This is a genomic window from Bilifractor sp. LCP21S3_F8, assembly GCF_052117805.1.
In the GTDB taxonomy this organism is placed as follows: domain Bacteria; phylum Bacillota; class Clostridia; order Lachnospirales; family Lachnospiraceae; genus Bilifractor.
The window spans coordinates 16,345-37,222 of sequence record NZ_JBQKIK010000013.1 but is presented as its reverse complement, the minus strand read 5'-3'; the positions used below and the strand labels follow the sequence as shown (position 1 = coordinate 37,222).

The 20,878-nt window shown below is 49.9% G+C and carries 17 protein-coding genes; 14 read left to right on the top strand and 3 right to left on the bottom strand.

From position 1 onward, the window contains the following. Nucleotides 1-47 precede the first annotated feature (47 nt). From hemB to ACTQ3A_RS07665, 11 genes are all read left to right on the top strand, one after another. The gene (gene hemB, locus ACTQ3A_RS07715; protein WP_441100321.1) at nucleotides 48-1,031 is read left to right on the top strand and encodes a porphobilinogen synthase; all 984 of its coding nucleotides are present in this window, start codon (nucleotides 48-50) and stop codon (nucleotides 1,029-1,031) included. An 81-nt stretch (nucleotides 1,032-1,112) separates the two neighbouring features. Beyond that, nucleotides 1,113-2,432, top strand: coding sequence for a glutamate-1-semialdehyde 2,1-aminomutase (gene hemL, locus ACTQ3A_RS07710; RefSeq protein ID WP_441494508.1), 1,320 nt, complete (start codon nucleotides 1,113-1,115; stop codon nucleotides 2,430-2,432). A 246-nt stretch (nucleotides 2,433-2,678) separates the two neighbouring features. Further along, a complete protein-coding gene (gene rnhA / locus ACTQ3A_RS07705) occupies nucleotides 2,679-3,155 on the top strand; it encodes a ribonuclease HI (RefSeq protein ID WP_441494509.1) in 477 nt (158 codons plus the stop codon). A gap of 347 nt (nucleotides 3,156-3,502) precedes the next feature. Next, the gene (locus ACTQ3A_RS07700) at nucleotides 3,503-4,729 is read left to right on the top strand and encodes an O-acetylhomoserine aminocarboxypropyltransferase/cysteine synthase family protein (RefSeq protein WP_441494510.1); all 1,227 of its coding nucleotides are present in this window, start codon (nucleotides 3,503-3,505) and stop codon (nucleotides 4,727-4,729) included. Between the two features lie 216 nt (nucleotides 4,730-4,945). Further along, nucleotides 4,946-5,155 (top strand): sulfur carrier protein ThiS, encoded by a 210-nt coding sequence (gene thiS / locus ACTQ3A_RS07695; protein WP_441494511.1) that lies wholly within the window; start codon nucleotides 4,946-4,948, stop codon nucleotides 5,153-5,155. A gap of 18 nt (nucleotides 5,156-5,173) precedes the next feature. Continuing rightward, entirely contained in the window at nucleotides 5,174-5,992 is an 819-nt protein-coding gene (gene thiF, locus ACTQ3A_RS07690; protein ID WP_441494512.1) for a thiazole biosynthesis adenylyltransferase ThiF, read from the top strand. A 130-nt stretch (nucleotides 5,993-6,122) separates the two neighbouring features. Further along, nucleotides 6,123-6,536 (top strand): M67 family metallopeptidase, encoded by a 414-nt coding sequence (locus ACTQ3A_RS07685; protein ID WP_441486080.1) that lies wholly within the window; start codon nucleotides 6,123-6,125, stop codon nucleotides 6,534-6,536. A gap of 120 nt (nucleotides 6,537-6,656) precedes the next feature. Next, nucleotides 6,657-7,595 (top strand): 4Fe-4S binding protein, encoded by a 939-nt coding sequence (locus ACTQ3A_RS07680; protein WP_441494513.1) that lies wholly within the window; start codon nucleotides 6,657-6,659, stop codon nucleotides 7,593-7,595. A 60-nt stretch (nucleotides 7,596-7,655) separates the two neighbouring features. Further along, nucleotides 7,656-7,913: a sulfurtransferase TusA family protein gene (locus ACTQ3A_RS07675; protein ID WP_441100314.1), complete on the top strand. Its 258-nt coding sequence runs from the start codon at nucleotides 7,656-7,658 to the stop codon at nucleotides 7,911-7,913. Between the two features lie 529 nt (nucleotides 7,914-8,442). Further along, nucleotides 8,443-10,950 (top strand): excinuclease ABC subunit UvrA, encoded by a 2,508-nt coding sequence (locus tag ACTQ3A_RS07670; RefSeq protein ID WP_441494514.1) that lies wholly within the window; start codon nucleotides 8,443-8,445, stop codon nucleotides 10,948-10,950. A gap of 132 nt (nucleotides 10,951-11,082) precedes the next feature. Further along, nucleotides 11,083-14,049, top strand: coding sequence for a TOTE conflict system archaeo-eukaryotic primase domain-containing protein (locus ACTQ3A_RS07665; RefSeq protein ID WP_441494515.1), 2,967 nt, complete (start codon nucleotides 11,083-11,085; stop codon nucleotides 14,047-14,049). A gap of 148 nt (nucleotides 14,050-14,197) precedes the next feature. Here the strand turns inward: ACTQ3A_RS07665 and ACTQ3A_RS07660 are convergent, their stop codons facing one another. Next, the gene (locus ACTQ3A_RS07660; protein ID WP_441494516.1) at nucleotides 14,198-14,584 is read right to left on the bottom strand and encodes a hypothetical protein; all 387 of its coding nucleotides are present in this window, start codon (nucleotides 14,582-14,584) and stop codon (nucleotides 14,198-14,200) included. A gap of 72 nt (nucleotides 14,585-14,656) precedes the next feature. On the opposite strand from ACTQ3A_RS07660, the gene tyrS reads away from it, so the two are divergent. Both tyrS and alaS read left to right on the top strand, forming a co-directional pair. Beyond that, the gene (gene tyrS / locus ACTQ3A_RS07655) at nucleotides 14,657-15,889 is read left to right on the top strand and encodes a tyrosine--tRNA ligase (RefSeq protein ID WP_441494517.1); all 1,233 of its coding nucleotides are present in this window, start codon (nucleotides 14,657-14,659) and stop codon (nucleotides 15,887-15,889) included. A 249-nt stretch (nucleotides 15,890-16,138) separates the two neighbouring features. Then, complete coding sequence (alaS, locus tag ACTQ3A_RS07650; protein ID WP_441494518.1) at nucleotides 16,139-18,865, top strand: alanine--tRNA ligase; 2,727 nt, start codon at nucleotides 16,139-16,141, stop codon at nucleotides 18,863-18,865. 80 nt (nucleotides 18,866-18,945) lie between these two features. Here the strand turns inward: alaS and ACTQ3A_RS07645 are convergent, their stop codons facing one another. After that, on the bottom strand, nucleotides 18,946-19,176 hold the full coding sequence (locus ACTQ3A_RS07645; RefSeq protein WP_441494519.1) for a DUF5058 family protein: 231 nt from the start codon (nucleotides 19,174-19,176) through the stop codon (nucleotides 18,946-18,948). Nucleotides 19,177-19,318: 142 nt separating this feature from the next. On the opposite strand from ACTQ3A_RS07645, the gene ACTQ3A_RS07640 reads away from it, so the two are divergent. Further along, complete coding sequence (locus ACTQ3A_RS07640; RefSeq protein WP_441494520.1) at nucleotides 19,319-19,801, top strand: pyridoxamine 5'-phosphate oxidase family protein; 483 nt, start codon at nucleotides 19,319-19,321, stop codon at nucleotides 19,799-19,801. Between the two features lie 109 nt (nucleotides 19,802-19,910). Here ACTQ3A_RS07640 and ACTQ3A_RS07635 read toward each other — a convergent pair whose 3' ends face one another. Further along, nucleotides 19,911-20,849 carry an Abi family protein gene (locus ACTQ3A_RS07635; RefSeq protein ID WP_441494521.1) on the bottom strand — a complete coding sequence of 313 codons (939 nt, stop codon included), beginning with the start codon at nucleotides 20,847-20,849 and terminating at the stop codon, nucleotides 19,911-19,913. Nucleotides 20,850-20,878: the final 29 nt, after the last annotated feature.

The window sequence follows — 20,878 nt, the reverse complement described above, 5'->3', positions numbered from 1 at the left end:
AAGCGTGCTATGATACGATTGAATAAACAAGAAAAGAGGCAATTGCAATGGAAATGATAAAGAGACCGCGCCGTCTGCGCGAAAATGCGGTCATCCGCAAAATGGTGCGTGAAACCAGACTTGACAAGTCCTCTCTGGTATATCCGATTTTTGTCATGGAAGGAGAGGGTATCACAGAAGAAATTCCTTCCATGCCCGGCCAGTACCGCTACAGTATCGACACCTTTATTGTGAAGCTGAAAGAGCTCCTCGCTCATGGTGTCTCTTCCGTCATGATCTTTGGCATTCCCGATCAGAAGGACGAAATTGGCTCCGGAGCCTATGACAGCAACGGAATTGTTCAGAGAGCCCTCCGAGCAGCGAAGAAGGCTGTACCGGATATGTATTATATCACGGACGTCTGCATGTGCGAGTACACCTCGCACGGCCACTGCGGCGTCCTGAACGGAAACGACGTGGACAATGATCCGACGCTTGAACTTCTCGCAAAAACCGCTCTTTCTCACGCGGAAGCAGGTGCGGACATGGTTGCACCATCTGACATGATGGATGGACGGGTACTGGCTATCCGCAGAAAGCTGGATGAAAACGGCTATTCCAGAGTACCGATCATGTCCTATGCGGTAAAATACGCTTCCGCCTTCTACGGTCCCTTCCGTGACGCCGCGGATTCCGCGCCGAAATTCGGAGACCGCAAGACCTATCAGATGGACTTCCACAACGTACGCGAGGGCATCAAGGAGGCTCTCACCGATGTGGAAGAGGGTGCGGACATCGTCATGGTGAAACCGGCTATGTCGTTCCTCGATGTCCTGACGAAAGTACACGACGTCGTGAATGTTCCGGTTGCCTGTTACAGTGTCAGCGGCGAGTATGCCATGGTCAAGGCAGCCGCACAGAACGGATGGATCGATGAAGACCGCATCGTCGGCGAAATGGCCGTATCCGCCTTCCGCGCCGGCGCACAGATCTACATCACCTATTATGCGGAACGGATCGCCCGTCTCATCGACGAAGGCGTCATCGGCTGATCCGCTGAATGATCGATAACCTTCTGCATGGCACCGAAAGAAGGCGCCTGCAGATTTATCAACAAGAAAGGATGAATCATCATGGCAGAACAAAAGAAGAACCGCTCCGAAGTTCTGATGGAACGGGCACAGAAAGTGATTCCCGGAGGCGTAAACTCTCCGGTACGCTCCTGGCAGAATGTCGGGATGACCCCCAGATTTATCCAGGGTTCCACCGGCCCGTATATTTTTGATGTGGATGGCAGCAAATATATCGACTACATCTGCTCCTGGGGTCCGATGATCCTCGGGCACAACAACAGCGAAGTCCTTGACGCGGTCGTCCGCACCGCGGAGAACGGCCTCAGTTTTGGCACCCCGACGGAGCTTGAGGTGGAAATCGCGGAATATATCTGTGAGCGGATTCCTCACGTTGACATGATCCGCATGGTGAACTCCGGCACAGAGGCTGTCATGAGTGCCATCCGCCTTGCCAGAGGGTACACCGGCAAAAACAAGGTCATCAAATTCGCCGGCAACTACCACGGTCACAGTGACTGTCTTCTCGTGGACGCCGGTTCCGGGCTGATGACACAGGGTATCCCCGGCAGCGCCGGTGTTCCGGAAGGCTGCACGCAGGACACCCTCAGTGCGGTCTACAATGATATCGCGAGTGTGGAAGAACTTTTCAAGGCAAACAAAGATGAGATCGCCTGTGTCATCGTCGAACCTATCGCAGCAAATATGGGCGTGGTTCCTCCGCAGCAGGGCTTTCTGCAGGGGCTCCGCGAGCTCTGCACCAAATACCATGCACTCCTGATCTTCGATGAGGTAATCACCGGATTCCGACTCGCATTCGGCGGAGCAGCAGAAGTGTTTGGAATCACCCCCGACCTCGTGACCTACGGCAAAATCATCGGAGGCGGTATGCCGGTAGGTGCATACGGCGGCAGAAGAGACATCATGGAAATGGTTGCCCCGCTCGGTCCGGTATACCAGGCAGGCACTCTTTCAGGCAACCCGGTAGCAATGGCGGCGGGACTTGCCCAGCTGAAGATTCTCTACGAAAACCGCGGGGATTATGCCGTTCTCTCCGCCAACGCAGACAAACTGTATGAAGGAATGAAGGAAATCATCCGCCGCTATGAGCTTCCGGCGACCGTAAACCATATCGGCTCACTGGGTTCTGTCTTCTTCACCGATGCGGAGGTTACCAATTATTCCATCGCCAAAACAGCAGATACCGGGGAATTTGCCCGTTACTTCCGCTTCATGCTGGAGCATGACATCAATGTGGCTCCATCTCAGTTCGAAGCTATGTTCCTCTCCCTGGCTCATACCGATGATATCATCCAGTATACACTGGACACCTTCGAGGCTTACGCGAAAACGCGCCGGGACGAGATCGATAGCGATCTGTAAAATCCGGCAGCTGCATCAAAAAGAAATACTCGCGTATCCGGCTGCGCCGATCATGTATGATCTGCGGTTTTTTCGCATACCACATACGCGCAGCCGCTGCCCCGCCGCAATGCGGGTTCACTACTACAACGTTCAGAAAATAAACAATCCAATTATATTACAAGATGGTGCCCCGTAAATTCCAACTTGAAACATCAATTGGTCCTGGCTGACAAAAAGCCCTCTGCCACAATACTGGAGGAAGATATGCACGTAGAAATATACACTGACGGTGCCGCTCGCGGAAATCCTGATGGTCCTGGCGGATACGGATGCGTTCTGCAGTACGTCGACAGTCAGGGACAGCTTCACGAGAGGGAGCTCTCCCGCGGCTACAGAAAAACAACCAATAACCGGATGGAGCTGATGGCAGCAATCGCAGGACTTGAGGCCCTCACGCGTCCCTGCGACGTAACCCTTCATTCCGATTCCCAGTATCTTGTCAATGCCTTCAATCAGCACTGGATCGACTCCTGGATCCGGAAGGGATGGAAGAGAGGGAAGAACGAACCGGTCAAGAACATCGATCTCTGGAAGCAGCTGCTCGAAGCCAAAAAGCCGCACAATGTAACCTTCGTCTGGGTCAGAGGCCATGACGGCAACGAACTGAACGAGCGCTGTGACAGACTGGCAACAGGAGCGGCAGACGGCGATGATCTGTCCGTCGATCCCGGAACGAGATAAAACACGCTGCGCGAGTTTTATCTCGTTATCGCGACGCTCGCCGCACACGAATACTTCGCATTCGGCTGCGGCTCACTGTTCGCGTAAATCAGTTAACCCGGTCCGACCGTCCCGCGGATCGGTTACCCTCTCCTCTCAAAAACCCCACTGCACGTCTTCCAATCTTATTTTTTCCCTTTCTGCATAATCCCCCCGAAAATCCTGACGAAAAATGCCAATCAACGGCTCATCAGCGGAAAATGCCAATCAGCCGTTGACATTATTCCGGAACAAGTGTAGAATTTACTCAACATATTTCATACTATATAAATAGGAATTGTAGTATAATAAAAGGACGAGGATCACTAATGGAATTTAACACCAGGCTTCTTCATGGAAAAGCTGTCCGCAAGTATCCTGACAGCGCAATCCTTCCTCCGATCTCTCAGGTAACCGCTTTCCGGTTCGACACAGCAGAAAAGCAGGCAAAGGTATTTCAGCACAAAGCCGCCGGTTTTGCATACAGCAGAGTAGGCAATCCGACAGTTGCTGCCTTTGAGCAGAGAATCAATGAGCTCGAGGGTGGCAATGCATGCATTGCCTGCTCATCCGGCATGTCCGCGATTACCCTTGCTCTGCTGAATATGCTCTGCGCGGGAGATGAGATTATCGCGGGAAGCGGCCTTTACGGAGGCTCCATCGACCTCTTTGAGGACCTTACAAAGTTCGGAATCACCACACATTTTGTCAGTCACGTCACCCCGGAAGAAATCGAACCACTGATCAACAATCACACAAAGCTGATCTACAGTGAGGTAATCGGGAACCCTGGACTTCGGGTGCTTGATATCCGTAAGGTTGCTGATTTTGCGCATGCACACGGAATCCCCCTGATGACGGATTCGACGACTGCGACTCCCTACCTGGTGAATCCGATCTCTCTTGGAGCAGACATCGTGATTCACTCATCCTCCAAATACATCAACGGATACGGGAATGCCATCAGCGGTGTCATCATAGATTCCGCAAAATTCAAATGGGATTTCGACCGTTTCCGGGCACTTGACGGCTACCGGAAATTTGGAAATCTGGCTTATACCATCCGCCTGCGCACAGATATCTGGGAAAATATGGGAAGCTGCCTGTCTCCGGCGAATGCCTTTTTGAACATCGCCGGACTCGAGACTCTGGGGCTTCGTATGGAGAGAATCTGCAGCAACGCCAGCAGGCTGGCGGAAGCTCTGAACGGCATCGATGGAATCAAGGTCAACTATCCGCTGCTTGAGAGCAGCCCTGACAGAGACCTTTGCCGCACACAGCTCAAGGGCTTCGGCGGCGGCATTCTCACCTTCCGGACAGGAAGCAGAGAACGGGCTTTCCGAATTCTCAACAGCCTGAAATACGCGGTGATCGCCAGTAATATCGGAGATATCCGCACACTGGCCATCCATCCCGATTCGACGCTCTACATCAGAAGTATAAAAGAGCAGAAGGAATCCGCCGGAGTCTTCGATGACACCATTCGCGTCAGTGTGGGAATCGAGAACATTGACGACCTGATCGACGATTTCACCGAAGCAATCCGCAATTCCTGATGTCCGACACATCCTGAAGCACACGAGGGAGTCAAAGTTTGTACAAGGTGTTTACAATATCAAATGGCTTACCGTTTACTCAGGACTTTTACACTATGCTCAACAGGGAAAACGTTTACTCAAGACATTTACACCATCAAAAGAGATTACCGTTTACTCAAGGTATCTACACGATCAAAAAGGATAAAAAATAAAGAGGATAAGGAGTACAGAAAAATGAAAATCACAGTATCCGGAGAAACCAAGGAAGTAAAGAACGGCATTACCATCTCAGAACTGATCAGCCAGGAGAACGTGGAGACACCGGAATACGTAAGTGTCTCCGTAAACGAAGAGTTTGCCCAGAAATCAGACTTCGACACCACACACCTGAAGGAGGGCGATGTCGTTGAATTCCTCTATTTCATGGGCGGCGGATGCATGTAAGACAGGAGGATAAGGAAAATGCCATTCACAAATGAGCAGCTGGAGCGTTATTCCAGACATATCATCTTAAAAGAAATCGGTGTAAAGGGCCAGAAAAAGCTTCTGAACGGAAGCGTTCTGATCATCGGTGCAGGCGGACTCGGAGCACCGGCAGCCATGTATCTCGCTGCTGCCGGTGTCGGAAAAATCGGCATCGCCGACGCCGATAATGTTGATCTCTCCAACCTTCAGAGACAGGTCATTCATACCACAAATGACATCGGAAAGCCGAAGGTGGAATCCGCAAAGGAAACCATGAATGCAATCAACCCGGACGTCGAGGTTCAGACCTACCATGACTTCATCACCAGCAAAAACATCATGGACATCATCCGCGACTACGATTTTGTCATCGACGGAACCGACAATTTTCCCGCAAAATTCCTGATCAACGATGCCTGCGTCATGGCGGATAAGCCCTTTTCTCACGCAGGAATTATCCGCTTCAAGGGGCAGCTCATGACAGTCGTTCCTCACCAGGGCCCCTGCTACCGCTGTGTATTTAAGGAGATGCCTCCGAAGTACGCCGTTCCGACCTGCAAGCAGGCCGGAGTCATCGGTGCCATGGGTGGAATCATAGGTTCCCTGCAGGCACTCGAAGCAGTAAAATATATCACAGGTGTCGGAGACCTGCTGGTCGGCAGACTTCTGACCTTTGACGGTCTGAAAGGCGAATTCCACACAATCAAGCTCCCGCCCCGCGGAGATGGATGCGCGGTATGCTCCGATCACCCGACCATCACAAAGCTCATCGATTACGAGCAGGCACAGTGCGAGTGGAAACCGGGACAGAACTGACCGCCGCGCGGAATGTCTGAGTTTTCTGGTAAATATCCGGCACGGATAATCCTATCCCGGGAAATTATGGCTTGACATGCAGGAGGTTTGCAGTTTGAAGGTTACAATCAGAAAAAGCGATTACGAGAAGATGCTTTCCCACGCGCGCTCCGTATGGCCCGAAGAGGCCTGCGGACTCATTGCCGGGATTGATCATATCGATGACACCGACCCCGACGCAAAGGTTGAGATTCGCGAGATCCGCAAGGTATACCTTCTGGAAAACCGGGATCACACAAATGTTCATTTTTCTCTGGACCCGGGAGAACATCTGAAGGCAGTCGTCGATATGCGGAAGCATCATCTGAAGCCCCTCGGCAACTGGCACTCCCACCCGGAAACGCCGTCCCGCTCATCGGCAGAGGATATCCGTCTGGCATCCTTCGACCATACAGCAAGCTACCTGATCCTGTCGCTGATGGACAATGAACATCCGGTGCTGCACAGCTTTCATGTGGAAAACGGCGTATCCACTCCAGAGGCTCTTGAAATCATTTCCGGATGATTACCGGAAAAACAGGAAACCCGCGGCCGCATATTTTATCTCACATGCGTCAGGCGGTCACAGTTCGTGTAAATAACAGCTTCCGGCACTTCGGAAAATACGAGGAGGTACAAGTCAAATATGGCTACAGATTACGCAACATTAAAAAAAGGCGGATGGATGAGGCAGAAACAGAAAAACTATTTTGCCCTCCGTATTCACGTGACCGGCGGACATCTGACAGATGAACAGATGGCAGGCGTTTCACTCGTCGCCAAAAAATACGGCCACGGATACGTCCATCTCACAGCCCGTCAGTCTCTGGAAATCCCGTGGATGAAGCTCGAGGATATTGAGGCGATCAAGGCGGAGCTCGCAAAATACGGCGTACAGCCGTCTGTCTGCGGCCCGCGTGTACGTACCACCACTGCATGCCAGGGCAGCGCAACCTGTCCCTCTGCCTGCATAGATACCTACGCCCTGGCCCAGGAAATCGACGAGAGATATTTTGCGAAGGAGCTTCCGGGAAAATTCAAGTTCGGTGTGACCGGATGTCAGAATAACTGCCTGAAAACAGAAGAAAATGATATCGGCATCAAGGGAGCCGAGCGCGTCGAATGGATCGAGGACAACTGCATCGCCTGCGGCGTATGCGTCAAGGCCTGCCACGAAAACGCAATAACACTTGCCGACGGTAAAATCACCATCGACCGTGACAAATGCACAAACTGTGGAAGATGTGCGAAGGCATGCCCTGCAGATGCCTATGAAGAGCATCCCGGATATATCATGTCCTTCGGCGGTATGTTCGGCAACCATTTTCACAAGGGAAGACAGCTTGTACCGTTCTTTGAGAGCCACGACAAGCTGATCCAGATCTGCGACACCGTCATCCGCTTCTTCCACGATAACGCGCAGCCGGGAGACCGACTTCAGTTTGCTATCGACAGATACGGTCAGGACAGATTCGACGAGTTGATCCGGGAGACCTTCGCCAAGAGCGAAGAATCCGCAAAAAAAGAAGCATCCGAGCCTCTTGAGCTCTCCGACTGGAAGCTCAGAACCGATCTTCAGAAATAATTCCGGACAATCCAAAACAGATACACAGGATCCATATTTTATCCGCAGGAGGAAAGACAAATGGCAAAGGAAATCGACGGAATTCAGGTTGACGAAACTGTAGACATCACAGATGTAGTCTGTCCGGTTACTTTTGTAAAAGCAAAAGTTGCCCTCGAGGAGCTGGACGACGGTCAGGTTCTCTCTGTTCATATGAATGACGGAGAGCCGGTGCAGAACGTGCCGAGAAGCATTAAAGAAGAAGGCCACAAGATTCTGAAGCTCATCGATAACGAAGACGGAACCTACGATCTCCTCGTCCGCAAGGTTGAAGACTGATACCTCAGATCGCAGAGCCGGAATAATGTCCCTGCCCTAAAGCCTTATTTTATACTGGCTGTAGGTAAAATAGGCAGGCAGCAGGCAAAAATATGCTGGTCGCAGGCGAAAATATGCTTGCTGCAGGCGAATGCTAATAACCGGCAGCGATTTTCCAACAAAATCTCTTATCTGAATTACTCTATATAATAAGCGCTATCTGATTTTAGCAATTGAATCAGACAGCGCTTTTTTGTACTCTTTTCCCGTTGAGTAACGGCCAAAAATCTCTGACATTGCCGGAGGCTTTTGAGATAGTATCACAAAAGATACCATGTTAGAAAAATCTGCTTACTTGATATAAAATTGAAATACAGTATGATAATGGATACAAAGAGCAACACAGCTATCAGGAACGAGATAAAACACGCTGCGCGAGTTTTATCTCGCTATCGCGACGCTCGCCGCACACGAATACTTCGCATTCGGCTGCGGCTCACTGTTCGCGTAAATAAAAATAGGGGACCAGAAAGGCAAAGAGGTCATTGTTATGTCCAGTGAAATCAAACAGAGGAAGATGCTGCCAAAGTACATCGAAATACGCGGCGCGAAGGTTCATAATCTCAAGAATATCAATGTAGATGTCCCGCTTAATGAGATCGTGGCGATTGCCGGGGTCTCCGGATCGGGAAAATCCTCGCTTGCACTTGGTGCGCTGTATGCCGAGGGATCCCGCAGGTATTTGGAATCTCTCTCTACCTATACGCGCCGGAGGATGACGCAAGCGGAAAGGGCGGATGTGGATGATGTCCGCTACGTGCCGGCGGCGCTTGCTCTGCGCCAGCGGCCCGGAGTTCCCGGTATCCGCAGTACATTCGGAACACTTTCGGAGCTGCTCAATAGTCTGCGGCTGATGTTTTCGCGGCTTGCGAGCCACCGCTGTCCAAACGGACATTACTGTCCGCCATCTCTTTCCGTTGCGGCCATGCAGGAAATCACCTGCCCGGTCTGCGGCGCGAAATTCTATGGTCCCGGAGCAGAAGAGCTTGCCTTCAACAGCACCGGCGCCTGCAAGACCTGTAGCGGAACAGGAGTCGTCCAGACGGTGAATGAGGCAGCCCTGGTGCCGGATGATTCCAAGACCATTGACGAAGGTGCGGTCGTTGTCTGGGGAACGCTCATGTGGTCGCTGATGAAGGATATCGTGCGCACGATGGGTGTCCGGACAGATGTTCCGTTCCGCGATCTGACACCGGAGGAGAAGGAGATTGTCTATCACGGCGAGCTGAAAAAACACCACATCCACTATGTCAATCCGAACACGCTGGAGCAGGCGGAGATGGATTTTAATTATTACAGTGCGGTCAATTCCGTGAAGAATTCCCTTGCCAAGGTCAAGGACGAGAAGGGAATGAAGCGGCTCGAAAAATATCTGGAAGAGGATGTCTGCCCGGATTGCCACGGAACCAGACTTTCAGAAGCCGCCCGCGCGCCCAGGCTTCGGGGGATAGGGCTGGATGAAGCCACAGCCATGACGCTCTCAGAACTGATTCCCTGGGTGAAGGGCGTTCCGGCTTCTTTGCCGGAAGAGATGCGTCCCATGGCAGAAAATATCTGTGAATCCTTCCTGGACGTCTCAAAGCGGCTGATGGATCTGGGGCTTGGCTATCTTTCTCTTGACAGAGCGGCGTCGACGCTTTCCACCGGTGAAAGACAGCGCGTGCAGCTCGCGAGGGCAGTCCGCAACCGCACGACAGGTGTGCTCTATGTTCTCGATGAGCCGTCAATCGGATTGCATCCATATAATCTCAAGGGTCTTACCGGCGTAATGGACGATTTGCGCTCGGACGGAAATTCGGTTGTCCTTGTCGATCATGACACACAGGTTCTAAAACACGCTGACTGGATGATTGAGATGGGCAGAGGAGCCGGCGCGGACGGAGGAACGGTTATTGCAGAGGGGCGCATCGAGGATGTCTCGGAAAATCCCGAATCCGTTATCGGGCCGTACCTCTCCGATCAATATGAAGCAAGAATCCGCCCGGTTACAAAGCCGGCCGCCATGTTTGAGAAAGGCATCATTCATCTGGAAACAGAAATGATTCACACCGTACATCCACTGGATGTGCGGATCCCGATGGGACGGCTCACCGTGGTGACGGGCGTCTCCGGGTCCGGAAAGACGACCATGGTGCTTGAAAGCCTGATTCCGGCACTCAGGGCAAAAATCAGCGGGCAGAAACTGCCGGTACATATAAAAAACATCGAGGCAGAGGGCATCACACAGGTCAAGCTAATCGACGCGACACCGATCGGCATTAATGTGCGCTCAACTGTGGCGACGTACGCGAATGTCCATGATGGGCTCCGAAAAGTTTACGCGAAAACAAAGGACGCAAAGGAACGCTCCTTTAAGGCAGGAGACTTTTCTTATAATACGGGGAAGCTCCGCTGTCCGACCTGTGACGGAACGGGGGAGATCTCGCTGGATGTTCAGTTCCTGCCTGACGTGAAGATTCCCTGCCCGGACTGCCGGGGCTCCCGGTACAGCAGAGAAGCTTTTGATATTCGCAGGAAGGCAAAGGACGGTAACGAATACAGTCTGCCGGAACTCATGAATATGAGTGTGGACCAGGTGCTGCATGCGCTTGGCGGGCTTAAACTCCTGCAGCAGCGCCTGCAGGTACTGCACGACTTAGGGCTCGGCTACCTGACCCTCGGAGAGGAAACACCGGGACTTTCCGGCGGCGAAGCGCAGCGTTTAAAGCTGGCCAGCGAGATGGGAAAGGGCCAGAGTGACTCTGTGTTTGTTTTTGATGAACCGACAATCGGCCTGCATCCACAGGATGTGAGGACACTGCTGCATGTTTTTCAGACGTTGATCGGCCATGGAGCAACGGTCATTGTCATAGAGCATGACCTTGATGTCATTAAGAATGCCGATTACATCATCGACATGGGGCCTGGCGGCGGAAAGGAAGGCGGCAGGATCGTTGCCTTCGGGACACCGGATGAAATCAAACAGACAGGTGAAAGCATTACCGGGCAATATATATAAAGCAGATGTAGAAAATGAGATGAAGAAACTCACATAGCCATATCAAGACAAGTTGAGTTGTGAGAGGAAATTGAAGCGCAGTAAAAATTCTTTTATTTACAGAAAACTTCGGATTTATAGGTGGTGAGTTCTATGCCAGAAGGTTCGGATAAAACAACTGATCAACGCATGAAGGCTCTGCTGGAAGAAATAACAGATCTAAAAAAAGAAAATCTGAGACTTCGTCGGTTATTGCAGGATCATGGCATACATGATGACGTATCAGAAAGCAGGGAAGCCTATGATCCGGAACAGGGAAAACGTATTCTTCCATATTCTGTAGACAAAAAGACTGCCAACCAGTTTTTCTCCAAGTTCTGGGGCAGAATGGATGTCTACAGTCAGCGTATTGTTAGCAAAACCGGAAAAGTAGGATATTATCCTCAATGTTGGAATTTCTGGAGGCAAGGATGCTTACGAAATCCACAATACAGAACCAATCAGAAGAGTGGACCGGTCTGCCTGGATTGTCCAAAGCAGGCATGGAAAAAAGTCGATCTTAACATCCTTGAACAGCATTTGACCGGAAAGATTGTGGTTGGAATTTATCCAATTCTTGAAAATGATACCTGCCGCCTGCTTGTTTTCGATTTTGATAATCATTCTTCGGAAGCAATACAACAGGATTTTGCAAATCAGGATGATGTCTGGAAACAGGAGGTGGATACAGTACGCAAGATTTGTAGGGCCAATCGGATAGATCCTTTGGTAGAACGTTCAAGATCGGGCAGAGGTGCACATATCTGGATCTTTTTTGATAAACCGATCCCTGCGGGATTAGCCCGCGATTTTGGGGAAGCATTGCTTCAAAAGGGTGCAGAGTCAGTTAACCTGAAATCCTTTCAATATTATGATCGAATGGTTCCAGGACAGAATCACCTGAAAGAAGGCGGTCTGGGAAATCTGATTGCGCTTCCGCTGCAGCCGGAAGCACTTAAGAATGGTAACAGTGCATTTATTGATGAAAGTTGGAATGCATATCCCGATCAATGGGCTGTTCTTCGATCAAAACCGAAGTTACAAGAGGAAGAGGTGAAGGACTATATACGAAAGTGGCGCTCAGAGGATCCCTTCGCAGATGCAGCAAACACAGATGGCAACAGTGCACAGCAATCAAGAGAAAAGCCGTGGAATCACACTATGACTTTTCATATTTCTGATGTTCATGGAGCGGTTCATCTTGTCGAAAGCAACCTGATCTATATTGACACGCTGAATCTACAACCAAGAATTCAAAATCAGATCCGCCGACTGGCAGCTTTCAGTAATCCGGTATTTTATAAAAATCAGGCCATGAATCTGTCAAATTTTTCTCATTCCAGATATGTTTATCTGGGAGAAGATATTGATGGATATATCGCAATTCCCAGAGGATTATTGGAGACACTCACAGAACATCTCCATGCGGCTGAAATTTCATACAGCTTGGAGGATAGGCGTCAACAGGGAAGACCAATTCGTGCATCGTTCAGCGGAAGTTTGCGTCAGAACCAACAGGATGCTGTCAATAAGATGCTTGCCTATGATCAGGGAATTCTGAGTGCAGCAACAGCATTTGGAAAAACGGTTGTATGTTGTGATTTGATTGCCTCCCGAAAGAGGAATACTCTGATCTTACTAGAATCTTCTGCACTGATTGATCAGTGGGTAACAGCAGTAAATCAATTTTTAACTATTGAAGAAGAACTTCCTGAGTATCGGACAAAAACCGGAAGAATCCGGAAAAGGAAATCTTTGATCGGTGTGCTTCAAGGCTCGAGGGACACGACGACAGGCATTATTGATATTGCTATGGTTGGCTCTGTCTTTGGAAAAAATGATTTTCATTCCAGAATGCAGGATTATGGTATGGTAATTCTGGATGAGTGTCATCATGCGGCGTCTGAAACCATACAGAAAATCCTGCGGGAAATGAAGGCAAAATATGTTTATGGCGTTACGGCGACACCCATTCGTGAAGATGGGCTTGAGAAAATCAATTATATGCTGATTGGCCCAATAAGGTTCCGGTTTTCGTCCAAAGAGCGAGCAAAACAACAGGGAATAGCACACCTTGTGTACCCAAGATTCACCAGATGTATCTGTCCACGTGATAAAAAAATTGAGATCAACGAAGCATACGAACTGATTCGCGAGGATAAATCAAGAAATGAACAAATAATAGAAGATACCAGGCGATGTCTAGATGAGGGACGATGTCCAGTCATTCTTACCAGGTACAAAGAACATGCAAAAAAATTATATGAACGATTGAATGGCTATGCGGCTCATACTTTCCTTCTTTTAGGAGAGCAGTCAGTCAGAGTGAAAAGAGAAGTGTTTTCAGAAATGAAAGCAATTCCGAAGACAGAATCAATTCTTCTGGTTGCAACCGGGAAATTGATTGGCGAAGGATTTGATTACCCGAGGCTGGATACATTGATCATGGCAACACCGATTGCGGGAAAGTCGGTAGTGGAACAATATGCCGGAAGACTAAATCGGGATTATGAAGGAAAGAGGAATGTTATCGTTTATGACTATATCGATGTACATATTCCGGTTTTCGACAGAATGTACGGTAAAAGACTGAAGGCATACAAACAGATCGGCTATCAGATTTATCAGTCCGAGCAGCCCGAACAGATAAATGAACCTGGTTTTATATTTGATATTGACAATTATCTGGAACCGTATCGTCAGGATCTCCTGGGGGCAAGAAAAGAGATTGTAATCTGCAGCCCAGGACTGCGTGCCAGAAAGATTGACTCTGTGATCAAACTGCTCAAAGAGAAGCAGCAAAACGGTGTGCGTATAACGGTTCTAACATGGAAAATGGATTTTGACAAGTTTGAAAACAGCGATGCGCGAGCTGCACTTACCGATGAGCTTAGGAGGTCTGGCTTTGATCTTCGGCTCATGGAGAATATCAATGAACATTTTACAATCATTGATAAGGAGATTGTCTGGTATGGCAGCATGAATTTTTTGGGGAAAGAGGACGTTGATGACAATCTTATGAGAATTGTTAACGCAGAAGCGGCAGAAGAATTGCTGGAGATTGCCTGCACCAAGGAATAATTTGTGAATTTTGTGATAATTTCAGTTTGTTTATTTTGATGCAGGCTAAAAATACTTAGTAAACCGGCATCGATTTGGCAATAAAATTAGGCAGAGGTTTCCTGGGCTGACCTGAATAACCAAATGTCTTGACTTTGTCCCGCGAACTCTATATACTCCAAAGCATGATCAATTTCATAACAACAGGCAATGACGGGAAGAAGTAGGAAAGAACAGAAGCCTTCAGAGAGCTGCCGGCAGGTGAGAGGCGCAGGAAGAGTTTTTTCACGAATACATCCCCGAGCTCTGCACCGAAACATTTACAGTAGGCTGCAGCGTAGTGGCGCACGTTATAAACGCCGGAGTATTTGCTTTTCATGTCCATGCATTCCATGTTCAGCTGTTTCATCTCATGATAACGGCTGATAACGGCGCACAGATACTCCAGGAGGCGGATATCGTGAGATACCCGTGAAATTAGGTGGTACCACGGAAGAATTTTAAGCTTTCGTCCTGAATAAATTACGGTTCGGGACGGGAGTTTTTTTATGCCCATCGAACGGACGGACCATCCGGTCACAGCAAGGAGAACCCCGGCAGAAAAACAAACAGAAAAGGAGCACCTCAAATGACACTTTACGAAGAACTTCAGGCGCGCGGACTGCTCGCGCAGCTCACAGACGAAAAGGAAATCGCCGATCTCATCAATCAGGGAAAAGCCACCTTCTATATCGGCTTTGATCCGACCGCTGATTCCCTGCATGTCGGCCACTTTATGGCCCTGCTGCTGATGAAGAGACTTCAGGCGGCGGGCAACAAGCCGATCGCCCTTGTCGGCGGAGGCACCGCGATGATCGGCGACCCCTCCGGCCGCACCGACATGCGGAAGATGATGACCGTTGATATGATTGATCACAACGTAGAATGCTTCAAGAAGCAGATGTCCCGCTTCATCGAATTTGGCGACGGAAAGGCACAGATCGTCAACAATGCGGACTGGCTCCGTGATCTGAACTTCCTGGATTTCATGCGTGACATCGGATCTCAGTTCAATGTAAACGAAATGCTCCGCGCGCGCTGCTATGTCAACCGCATGCAGACCGGACTTTCCTTCCTTGAATTTTCCTATATGCTGATGCAGAGCTACGACTTCTACAGACTGTACCAGGATTACGGCTGCCAGATGCAGTTCGGCGGCGATGATCAGTGGTCCAACATGCTCGGCGGCATCAACCTTATCCGCAAGAAGCTGAACAAGGACGCCTATGCCATGACCATCTCTCTGCTTCTGAAGCATGACGGAACAAAGATGGGCAAGACCGCGGGCGGCGCTGTATGGCTCGATCCGGACAAATACAAGCCTTATGATTTCTACCAGTACTGGAGAAATGTTGACGACTCTGACGTACTGAAATTTCTCCGCATGATGACCTTCCTTCCGCTGGAACAGATCGATGAGATGGATAAATGGGAGGGCAGCAAGCTGAACGAGGCAAAATCCATCCTGGCATATGAGCTTACCTCTCTGGTACACGGAGAGGACGAGGCGAAGAAGGCGCAGGCAGGAGCCGAGGCGGTCTTCAAGGGTGCCGGAAGTCTCGACACCGTTCCCTCCGTTGTCCTCACTCAGGATGACTTTAACGAAAACGATGCCATTGATATCATCAGTCTTCTTGTAAAAACCGAACAGTGCGGTTCCCGCTCCGACGCCCGCCGCGCCATCACCAAGGATCACAGCATTACCGTCGGCGAGAGCAAGATCGACGACTTTAAATACGAAGTGAAGAAGACGGATATCCCCGCAGAAGGTCTCCTGATCAAGAAGGGCAAGAAGAATATCAAGAAAGTCGTCGTCGAATAAACGACAATGCGGGAATCACTTCCAGGCTCTTTCGCGTGCGGCGTGACATGCCTGTCTGTGTTTTCGAAGAGTCCGCACTTTCCCATTTGGCCCCTGCACTTCTTGTGCAGAAGCTTGGGATTGCGATGGAGTTCATATAGTGGTAAGATTAATTCCGTACGTGCTGCCGACGGGCAGTTTCGTACGGATTTTTCACAATAAACAGTTCGTGGACAACTGCAGAGTTCACGAAAGCAGGAGGAAGCAGTTATGGCACCAAAGAAAAAATACGGAGTCAACGAACTCCGTGAGATGTTCCTTTCATTTTTTGAATCAAAGGGCTGTCTGAGGCTGAACAGTTTTTCACTCGTTCCGCACAATGACAATTCCCTTCTGATCATCAACTCCGGCATGGCTCCGATGAAGCCCTGGTTCACCGGGCAGGAGATTCCGCCGAGAAGAAGAGTTACCACCTGTCAGAAATGCATCCGTACCGGTGATCTGGAAAACGTCGGGAAAACCGCCCGTCACGGCACGTACTTCGAGATGCTTGGAAACTTTTCCTTCGGAGACTACTTCAAGAAAGAGGCGATTCCGTGGGCGTGGGAATTCCTGACCGAGGTTGTCGGTCTCGACGCGGACAGACTGTATCCCTCCGTATATGAAAAAGACGATGAGTCCTACAATATCTGGCTCAATGACATGCACATCCCTGCAGAGCGCATCTACAAATTCGGCAAGGAGGATAACTTCTGGGAGCACGGCTCCGGCCCCTGCGGTCCCTGTACAGAGATTTACTATGACAGAGGTCCCGAATTCGGAAACGGACCGGAGGATGTCATGGGCGGAGAGGGCGACCGCTTCATGGAAGTATGGAACGTCGTTTTCTCTCAGTTCAACAACGACGGACACGGCAATTACACCGACCTCGTACAGAAGAACATCGATACCGGAATGGGACTTGAGCGTCTCGCGGTTGCCGTTCAGGGCGTCGGCTCCCTGTTCGATGTCGATACTGTAAAATCACTTCGTGACCTCGTATGCACCCTTGCGGGAGGCATCGCCTACGAGCAGCCGGACACCCATGATACCGACGTATCCGTCCGCATCTGCACCGACCACGCAAGAGCCATGACCTTCATGATCTCCGATGGCATCATGCCGTCCAACAACGGCCGCGGATATGTTCTGCGCCGCATCATCCGCCGCGCGGTCCGTCACGGAAGAAAGCTTGGCATCAAGGGTTCCTTCCTGACAAAGCTCGCAGAGAATGTAATCGAGGGCTCGAAGGACGGCTATCCGGAGCTGGAGGAAAAGAGAGATTTCATTCTGAACGTCATCCAGGCAGAAGAGGATAAATTCGAGAAAACCTATGAGCAGGGCATGGACATCCTTCAGAGCATGGAGGATGAACTGGAGGCAGCCGGCAGAAAAGAGCTCTCCGGTGAGAATGCCTTCAAGCTTTACGATACCTACGGATTCCCCATTGATAATACAAAGGAAATTCTGGAAGAAAAGGGCTATACCGTTGATGAAGCGGGCTTCAATGCCGCAATGAAAAAACAGAAAGAAACCGCGCGCGAGGACCGCAAGAAATCCGGAAAATCCTCGACCTACATGGGCGCAGCGGCGACCATCTATGAGGAAATGGATCCAGCCATCAACTCCGAGTTTATCGGCTATGACAAAACACAGGCAGACAGCCGGATCGTAGCAATGGCAGCCTTCGCAGGCGAGGAAGAGGACAGTGACTCCGTCGTGGAAGCCCTCGCGGACGGACAGTCCGGCGCGATTATCACCGCTGAAACACCGTTCTACGGAACGATGGGCGGACAGGTCGGCGACATTGGAACCATCGTTCTCGGCAGCGACGACAATGAGGCTGCCGCGCTCGGAAAGGGAGCTGCCGTATTCCAGGTAACCGCGACCGAACACGTAGCCGGCAATAAGATTGCCCACATCGGCAAGGTCGTAAAGGGCATGTTCAAGCTGGGCGACACAGTCACACTGAAGGTCGATGAGAAAGAACGCATGGCGACCTGCCGCAACCACAGCGCGACACACCTTCTCCAGAAGGCGCTCCGTGAAGTGCTCGGCACCCATGTGGAGCAGGCCGGCTCCTACCAGGATGCAGACCGCACCAGATTCGATTTCAGCCATTTCCAGGCCATGACCCCGGAAGAGCTGAAGAAGGTAGAAGACCTTGTCAATGAGAAGATCCAGGCAGGACTTCCGGTTAAGACAGAAATCATGAGTCTTGACGACGCGAAGAAGAGTGGTGCTATGGCGCTCTTCGGTGAGAAATATGGCGATAAGGTACGTGTCGTTCGTATGGGCGACTTTTCAACGGAGCTCTGCGGAGGTACCCACGTATCCAATACCCTGCAGATCGGACAGTTCAAGATTCTGTCCGAGAGCGGCGTAGCTGCCGGCGTCCGCAGGATCGAGGCGCTGACCGGCGACAACGTAAGGAAATATTACGAGAAGCTGGAAGCACAGTTAAAGGATGCCGCTTCCCTCCTCAAGGCAACCCCTGACACTCTCGCGGATCATATCCGAAAACTTCAGGATGAACTCAAGGCATCCCGCAGTGAGAACGAGTCGCTGAAAGCAAAGGAAGCACAGAATGCCCTGGGTGATGTCACCGGAAACGCAAAGGACATCAACGGCGTGAAATTTGTCGCCTCCGCTCTTAAGGATGTAGATCCTGATGAGCTGAGGAATCTCGGTGACAGCCTGAAGACAAAGCTGGGAGACGGCAGCGTCATCCTTCTTCTGGCAGACAACGGCGGAAAGGTCAACCTGATGTGCATGGCAGACGACACTGCCGTTGGAAAAGGTGCACATGCAGGCAACATCATCCGTTCTGCCGCGAAGATCCTCGGTGGAGGCGGCGGCGGCCGCCCGAATATGGCACAGGCCGGCGGTAAGGATGCCACCAGAATCAACGACGCCATTGCAGATGCCGAGAATGTACTGAAAGCACAGATCCGGTAATTCTGAACCGCTTAAGAGCGCAGAACCGGATATATGCCTGTCATCTGTATGATGCTGAACGATTCGGATTCTGACTGGGATCAAACGCAATGCAGTGCTGATTCATTTATCAAAGCTGGATTGTCGAGTTTTAAAGCCAGCGCACTGTTCCCCGACGGGACTGGTGCGCTGGCTTTTTTGATATGCGTAATAGAAAGGCTTCCGATTCCCACCGCCTCTGACGCAGCTTCTGCCACCTGCGTCTCATAGTGAAGCGCCCAGATGACAGACAACCGCAGCCAGGGCCAAGGAGTGTCCAGACTTCCCGGCAAACTCCATTCGTTCTGCCTCCATTACAAATGCCGCTTTCCTGTCACTCATCCGTTTTCTTCATTACATCTTCTGAAATTTGTGTTATTTTATTTATATCTGATAAGACGAAGGAAAGACTAATCGGTGAAAGAGGAGAAAAACATGGATGAATTTAGAAAGATGCGGCGCTTTAAACAGGAAATTACAAGAGAAGAGTGTATCGAAGTCTTAAAGAAGGCTCCACGCGGTATTATGGCCTTCCACGGAGAGAATGGCTATCCATACGCAATTCCACTCAATCAGTATTACGATGAAGCGGATGGCAGGCTCTACTTCCATGGCGCAAAGGATGGTCTGAAAATCGATCTCCTGGCAAAGGATAATAAGGTCTGTTTCACCGTAATGGATGAAGGCTTTGTGAAGGAAGGCGAGTGGGCTCTGAATATCAAGAGTGTGGTCTGCCTGGGAAGACTGGAGACAGTTACCGATCATGATAAGGCAATCGAACATTGCCGTATGCTCGGCAGAAAATTCTATCCATCTCATGAAGCGGTAGAGGAAGAGATCGCGAAAGCTGGTGACAGAGTGAATGTGCTGGCTATGACGATCGATCGTATGACCGGGAAACTCGTCAATGAATCATAATTGTTCATCAAATTATTATTGACGCATAATGACGAACAATACAGAAAGTGAGAAAAAAAGTATGAAACCATTGTAGTTTGACGCATTTTAATCATATTTAACAGCGTTATTAAAGATGGTACCTGGAGATATCGTCCCAGTTTGAAGGAAATCCCATGTATGTAAGGAGGTCAGATTCGGACAAACGAGTACTTGCTTTGAGATATTTCGCAATGATGGCTTTTAATTTCCTTTTATAGGAGCGAAAGTCATCACCCCGGAGAAGATAGCGGAACATAATCACTACACCAAAGTAGTCGTTTTTGCCCATGGTATAATGCTGTCCCTTTTTCGGTATGTTCAGCTTGTGGTGCAGCCGCGTATCGGGAAAATCATGCTGCAAGAGGCGGAATGAATACAGTCTTTCGTTATGAGCACACACATTTCTGAAATATGTAAGGCAACTTAAAGCACCCGCCAATTGTTTTTCGGAAAAATGTACATAAACTCCGGCAATTGCACGCTGCTGCTGAATCTGAAGAACAGAATACATCTTAGATAGCTGACCAAAGGTCAATGCTTTTCGAAGAACCCAAAGCGGTACGTTTTGATGTACGTTTCGCTGATGAACGATGTAATTATGGTCTGTGCTGCGGTTTGCGATTCTGTCAAGAATATTGATAAGCCCCGAAACCATTTTGATATTCGAGGCCTTTTGTGAGTAATTGTTCGGGTCCAGATAAGCGGCCTGCCGCTCACCGAAATGGCTGCAGAAAGCATCAGAAATAAGCTGACCTATTTTTTGTTCAATAATATTCAGGTAGTCAAAAGTAAGAGAACGCAGGGACTTGTCAAACTGGTAAAGAGCAACCACGTCTTCAAATGTTGTTCTGGCCTCATATTTCCGTGTCATTGGATTGATAAAAGGCGTTTTATATCCGCCGATCAGTGAAAAATAGCCGATGTCTGTTAACCTTTGCGTTGCATATGGGATATCAGCAATGATCAATCCTTTGCTTTGGGAGAGCAGATTGATTTGATCCGAATAATTGAGATAGGGTTTTATCATAGCGGTTCTCCAATGCAAAATTAAAGGAG

Coding starts and splice junctions, on each gene's coding strand:
- ACTQ3A_RS07660 (WP_441494516.1), bottom strand. CDS start 14,584: ATGGGCATAAAAAAACTCCCGTCCCGAACCGTAATTTATTCAGGACGA.
- alaS (WP_441494518.1), top strand. CDS start 16,139: ATGGCACCAAAGAAAAAATACGGAGTCAACGAACTCCGTGAGATGTTC.
- ACTQ3A_RS07685 (WP_441486080.1), top strand. CDS start 6,123: ATGCTTTCCCACGCGCGCTCCGTATGGCCCGAAGAGGCCTGCGGACTC.
- ACTQ3A_RS07700 (WP_441494510.1), top strand. CDS start 3,503: ATGGAATTTAACACCAGGCTTCTTCATGGAAAAGCTGTCCGCAAGTAT.
- thiS (WP_441494511.1), top strand. CDS start 4,946: ATGAAAATCACAGTATCCGGAGAAACCAAGGAAGTAAAGAACGGCATT.
- ACTQ3A_RS07635 (WP_441494521.1), bottom strand. CDS start 20,849: ATGATAAAACCCTATCTCAATTATTCGGATCAAATCAATCTGCTCTCC.
- thiF (WP_441494512.1), top strand. CDS start 5,174: ATGCCATTCACAAATGAGCAGCTGGAGCGTTATTCCAGACATATCATC.
- ACTQ3A_RS07670 (WP_441494514.1), top strand. CDS start 8,443: ATGTCCAGTGAAATCAAACAGAGGAAGATGCTGCCAAAGTACATCGAA.
- hemB (WP_441100321.1), top strand. CDS start 48: ATGGAAATGATAAAGAGACCGCGCCGTCTGCGCGAAAATGCGGTCATC.
- rnhA (WP_441494509.1), top strand. CDS start 2,679: ATGCACGTAGAAATATACACTGACGGTGCCGCTCGCGGAAATCCTGAT.
- ACTQ3A_RS07665 (WP_441494515.1), top strand. CDS start 11,083: ATGCCAGAAGGTTCGGATAAAACAACTGATCAACGCATGAAGGCTCTG.
- hemL (WP_441494508.1), top strand. CDS start 1,113: ATGGCAGAACAAAAGAAGAACCGCTCCGAAGTTCTGATGGAACGGGCA.
- ACTQ3A_RS07640 (WP_441494520.1), top strand. CDS start 19,319: ATGGATGAATTTAGAAAGATGCGGCGCTTTAAACAGGAAATTACAAGA.
- ACTQ3A_RS07675 (WP_441100314.1), top strand. CDS start 7,656: ATGGCAAAGGAAATCGACGGAATTCAGGTTGACGAAACTGTAGACATC.
- tyrS (WP_441494517.1), top strand. CDS start 14,657: ATGACACTTTACGAAGAACTTCAGGCGCGCGGACTGCTCGCGCAGCTC.
- ACTQ3A_RS07680 (WP_441494513.1), top strand. CDS start 6,657: ATGGCTACAGATTACGCAACATTAAAAAAAGGCGGATGGATGAGGCAG.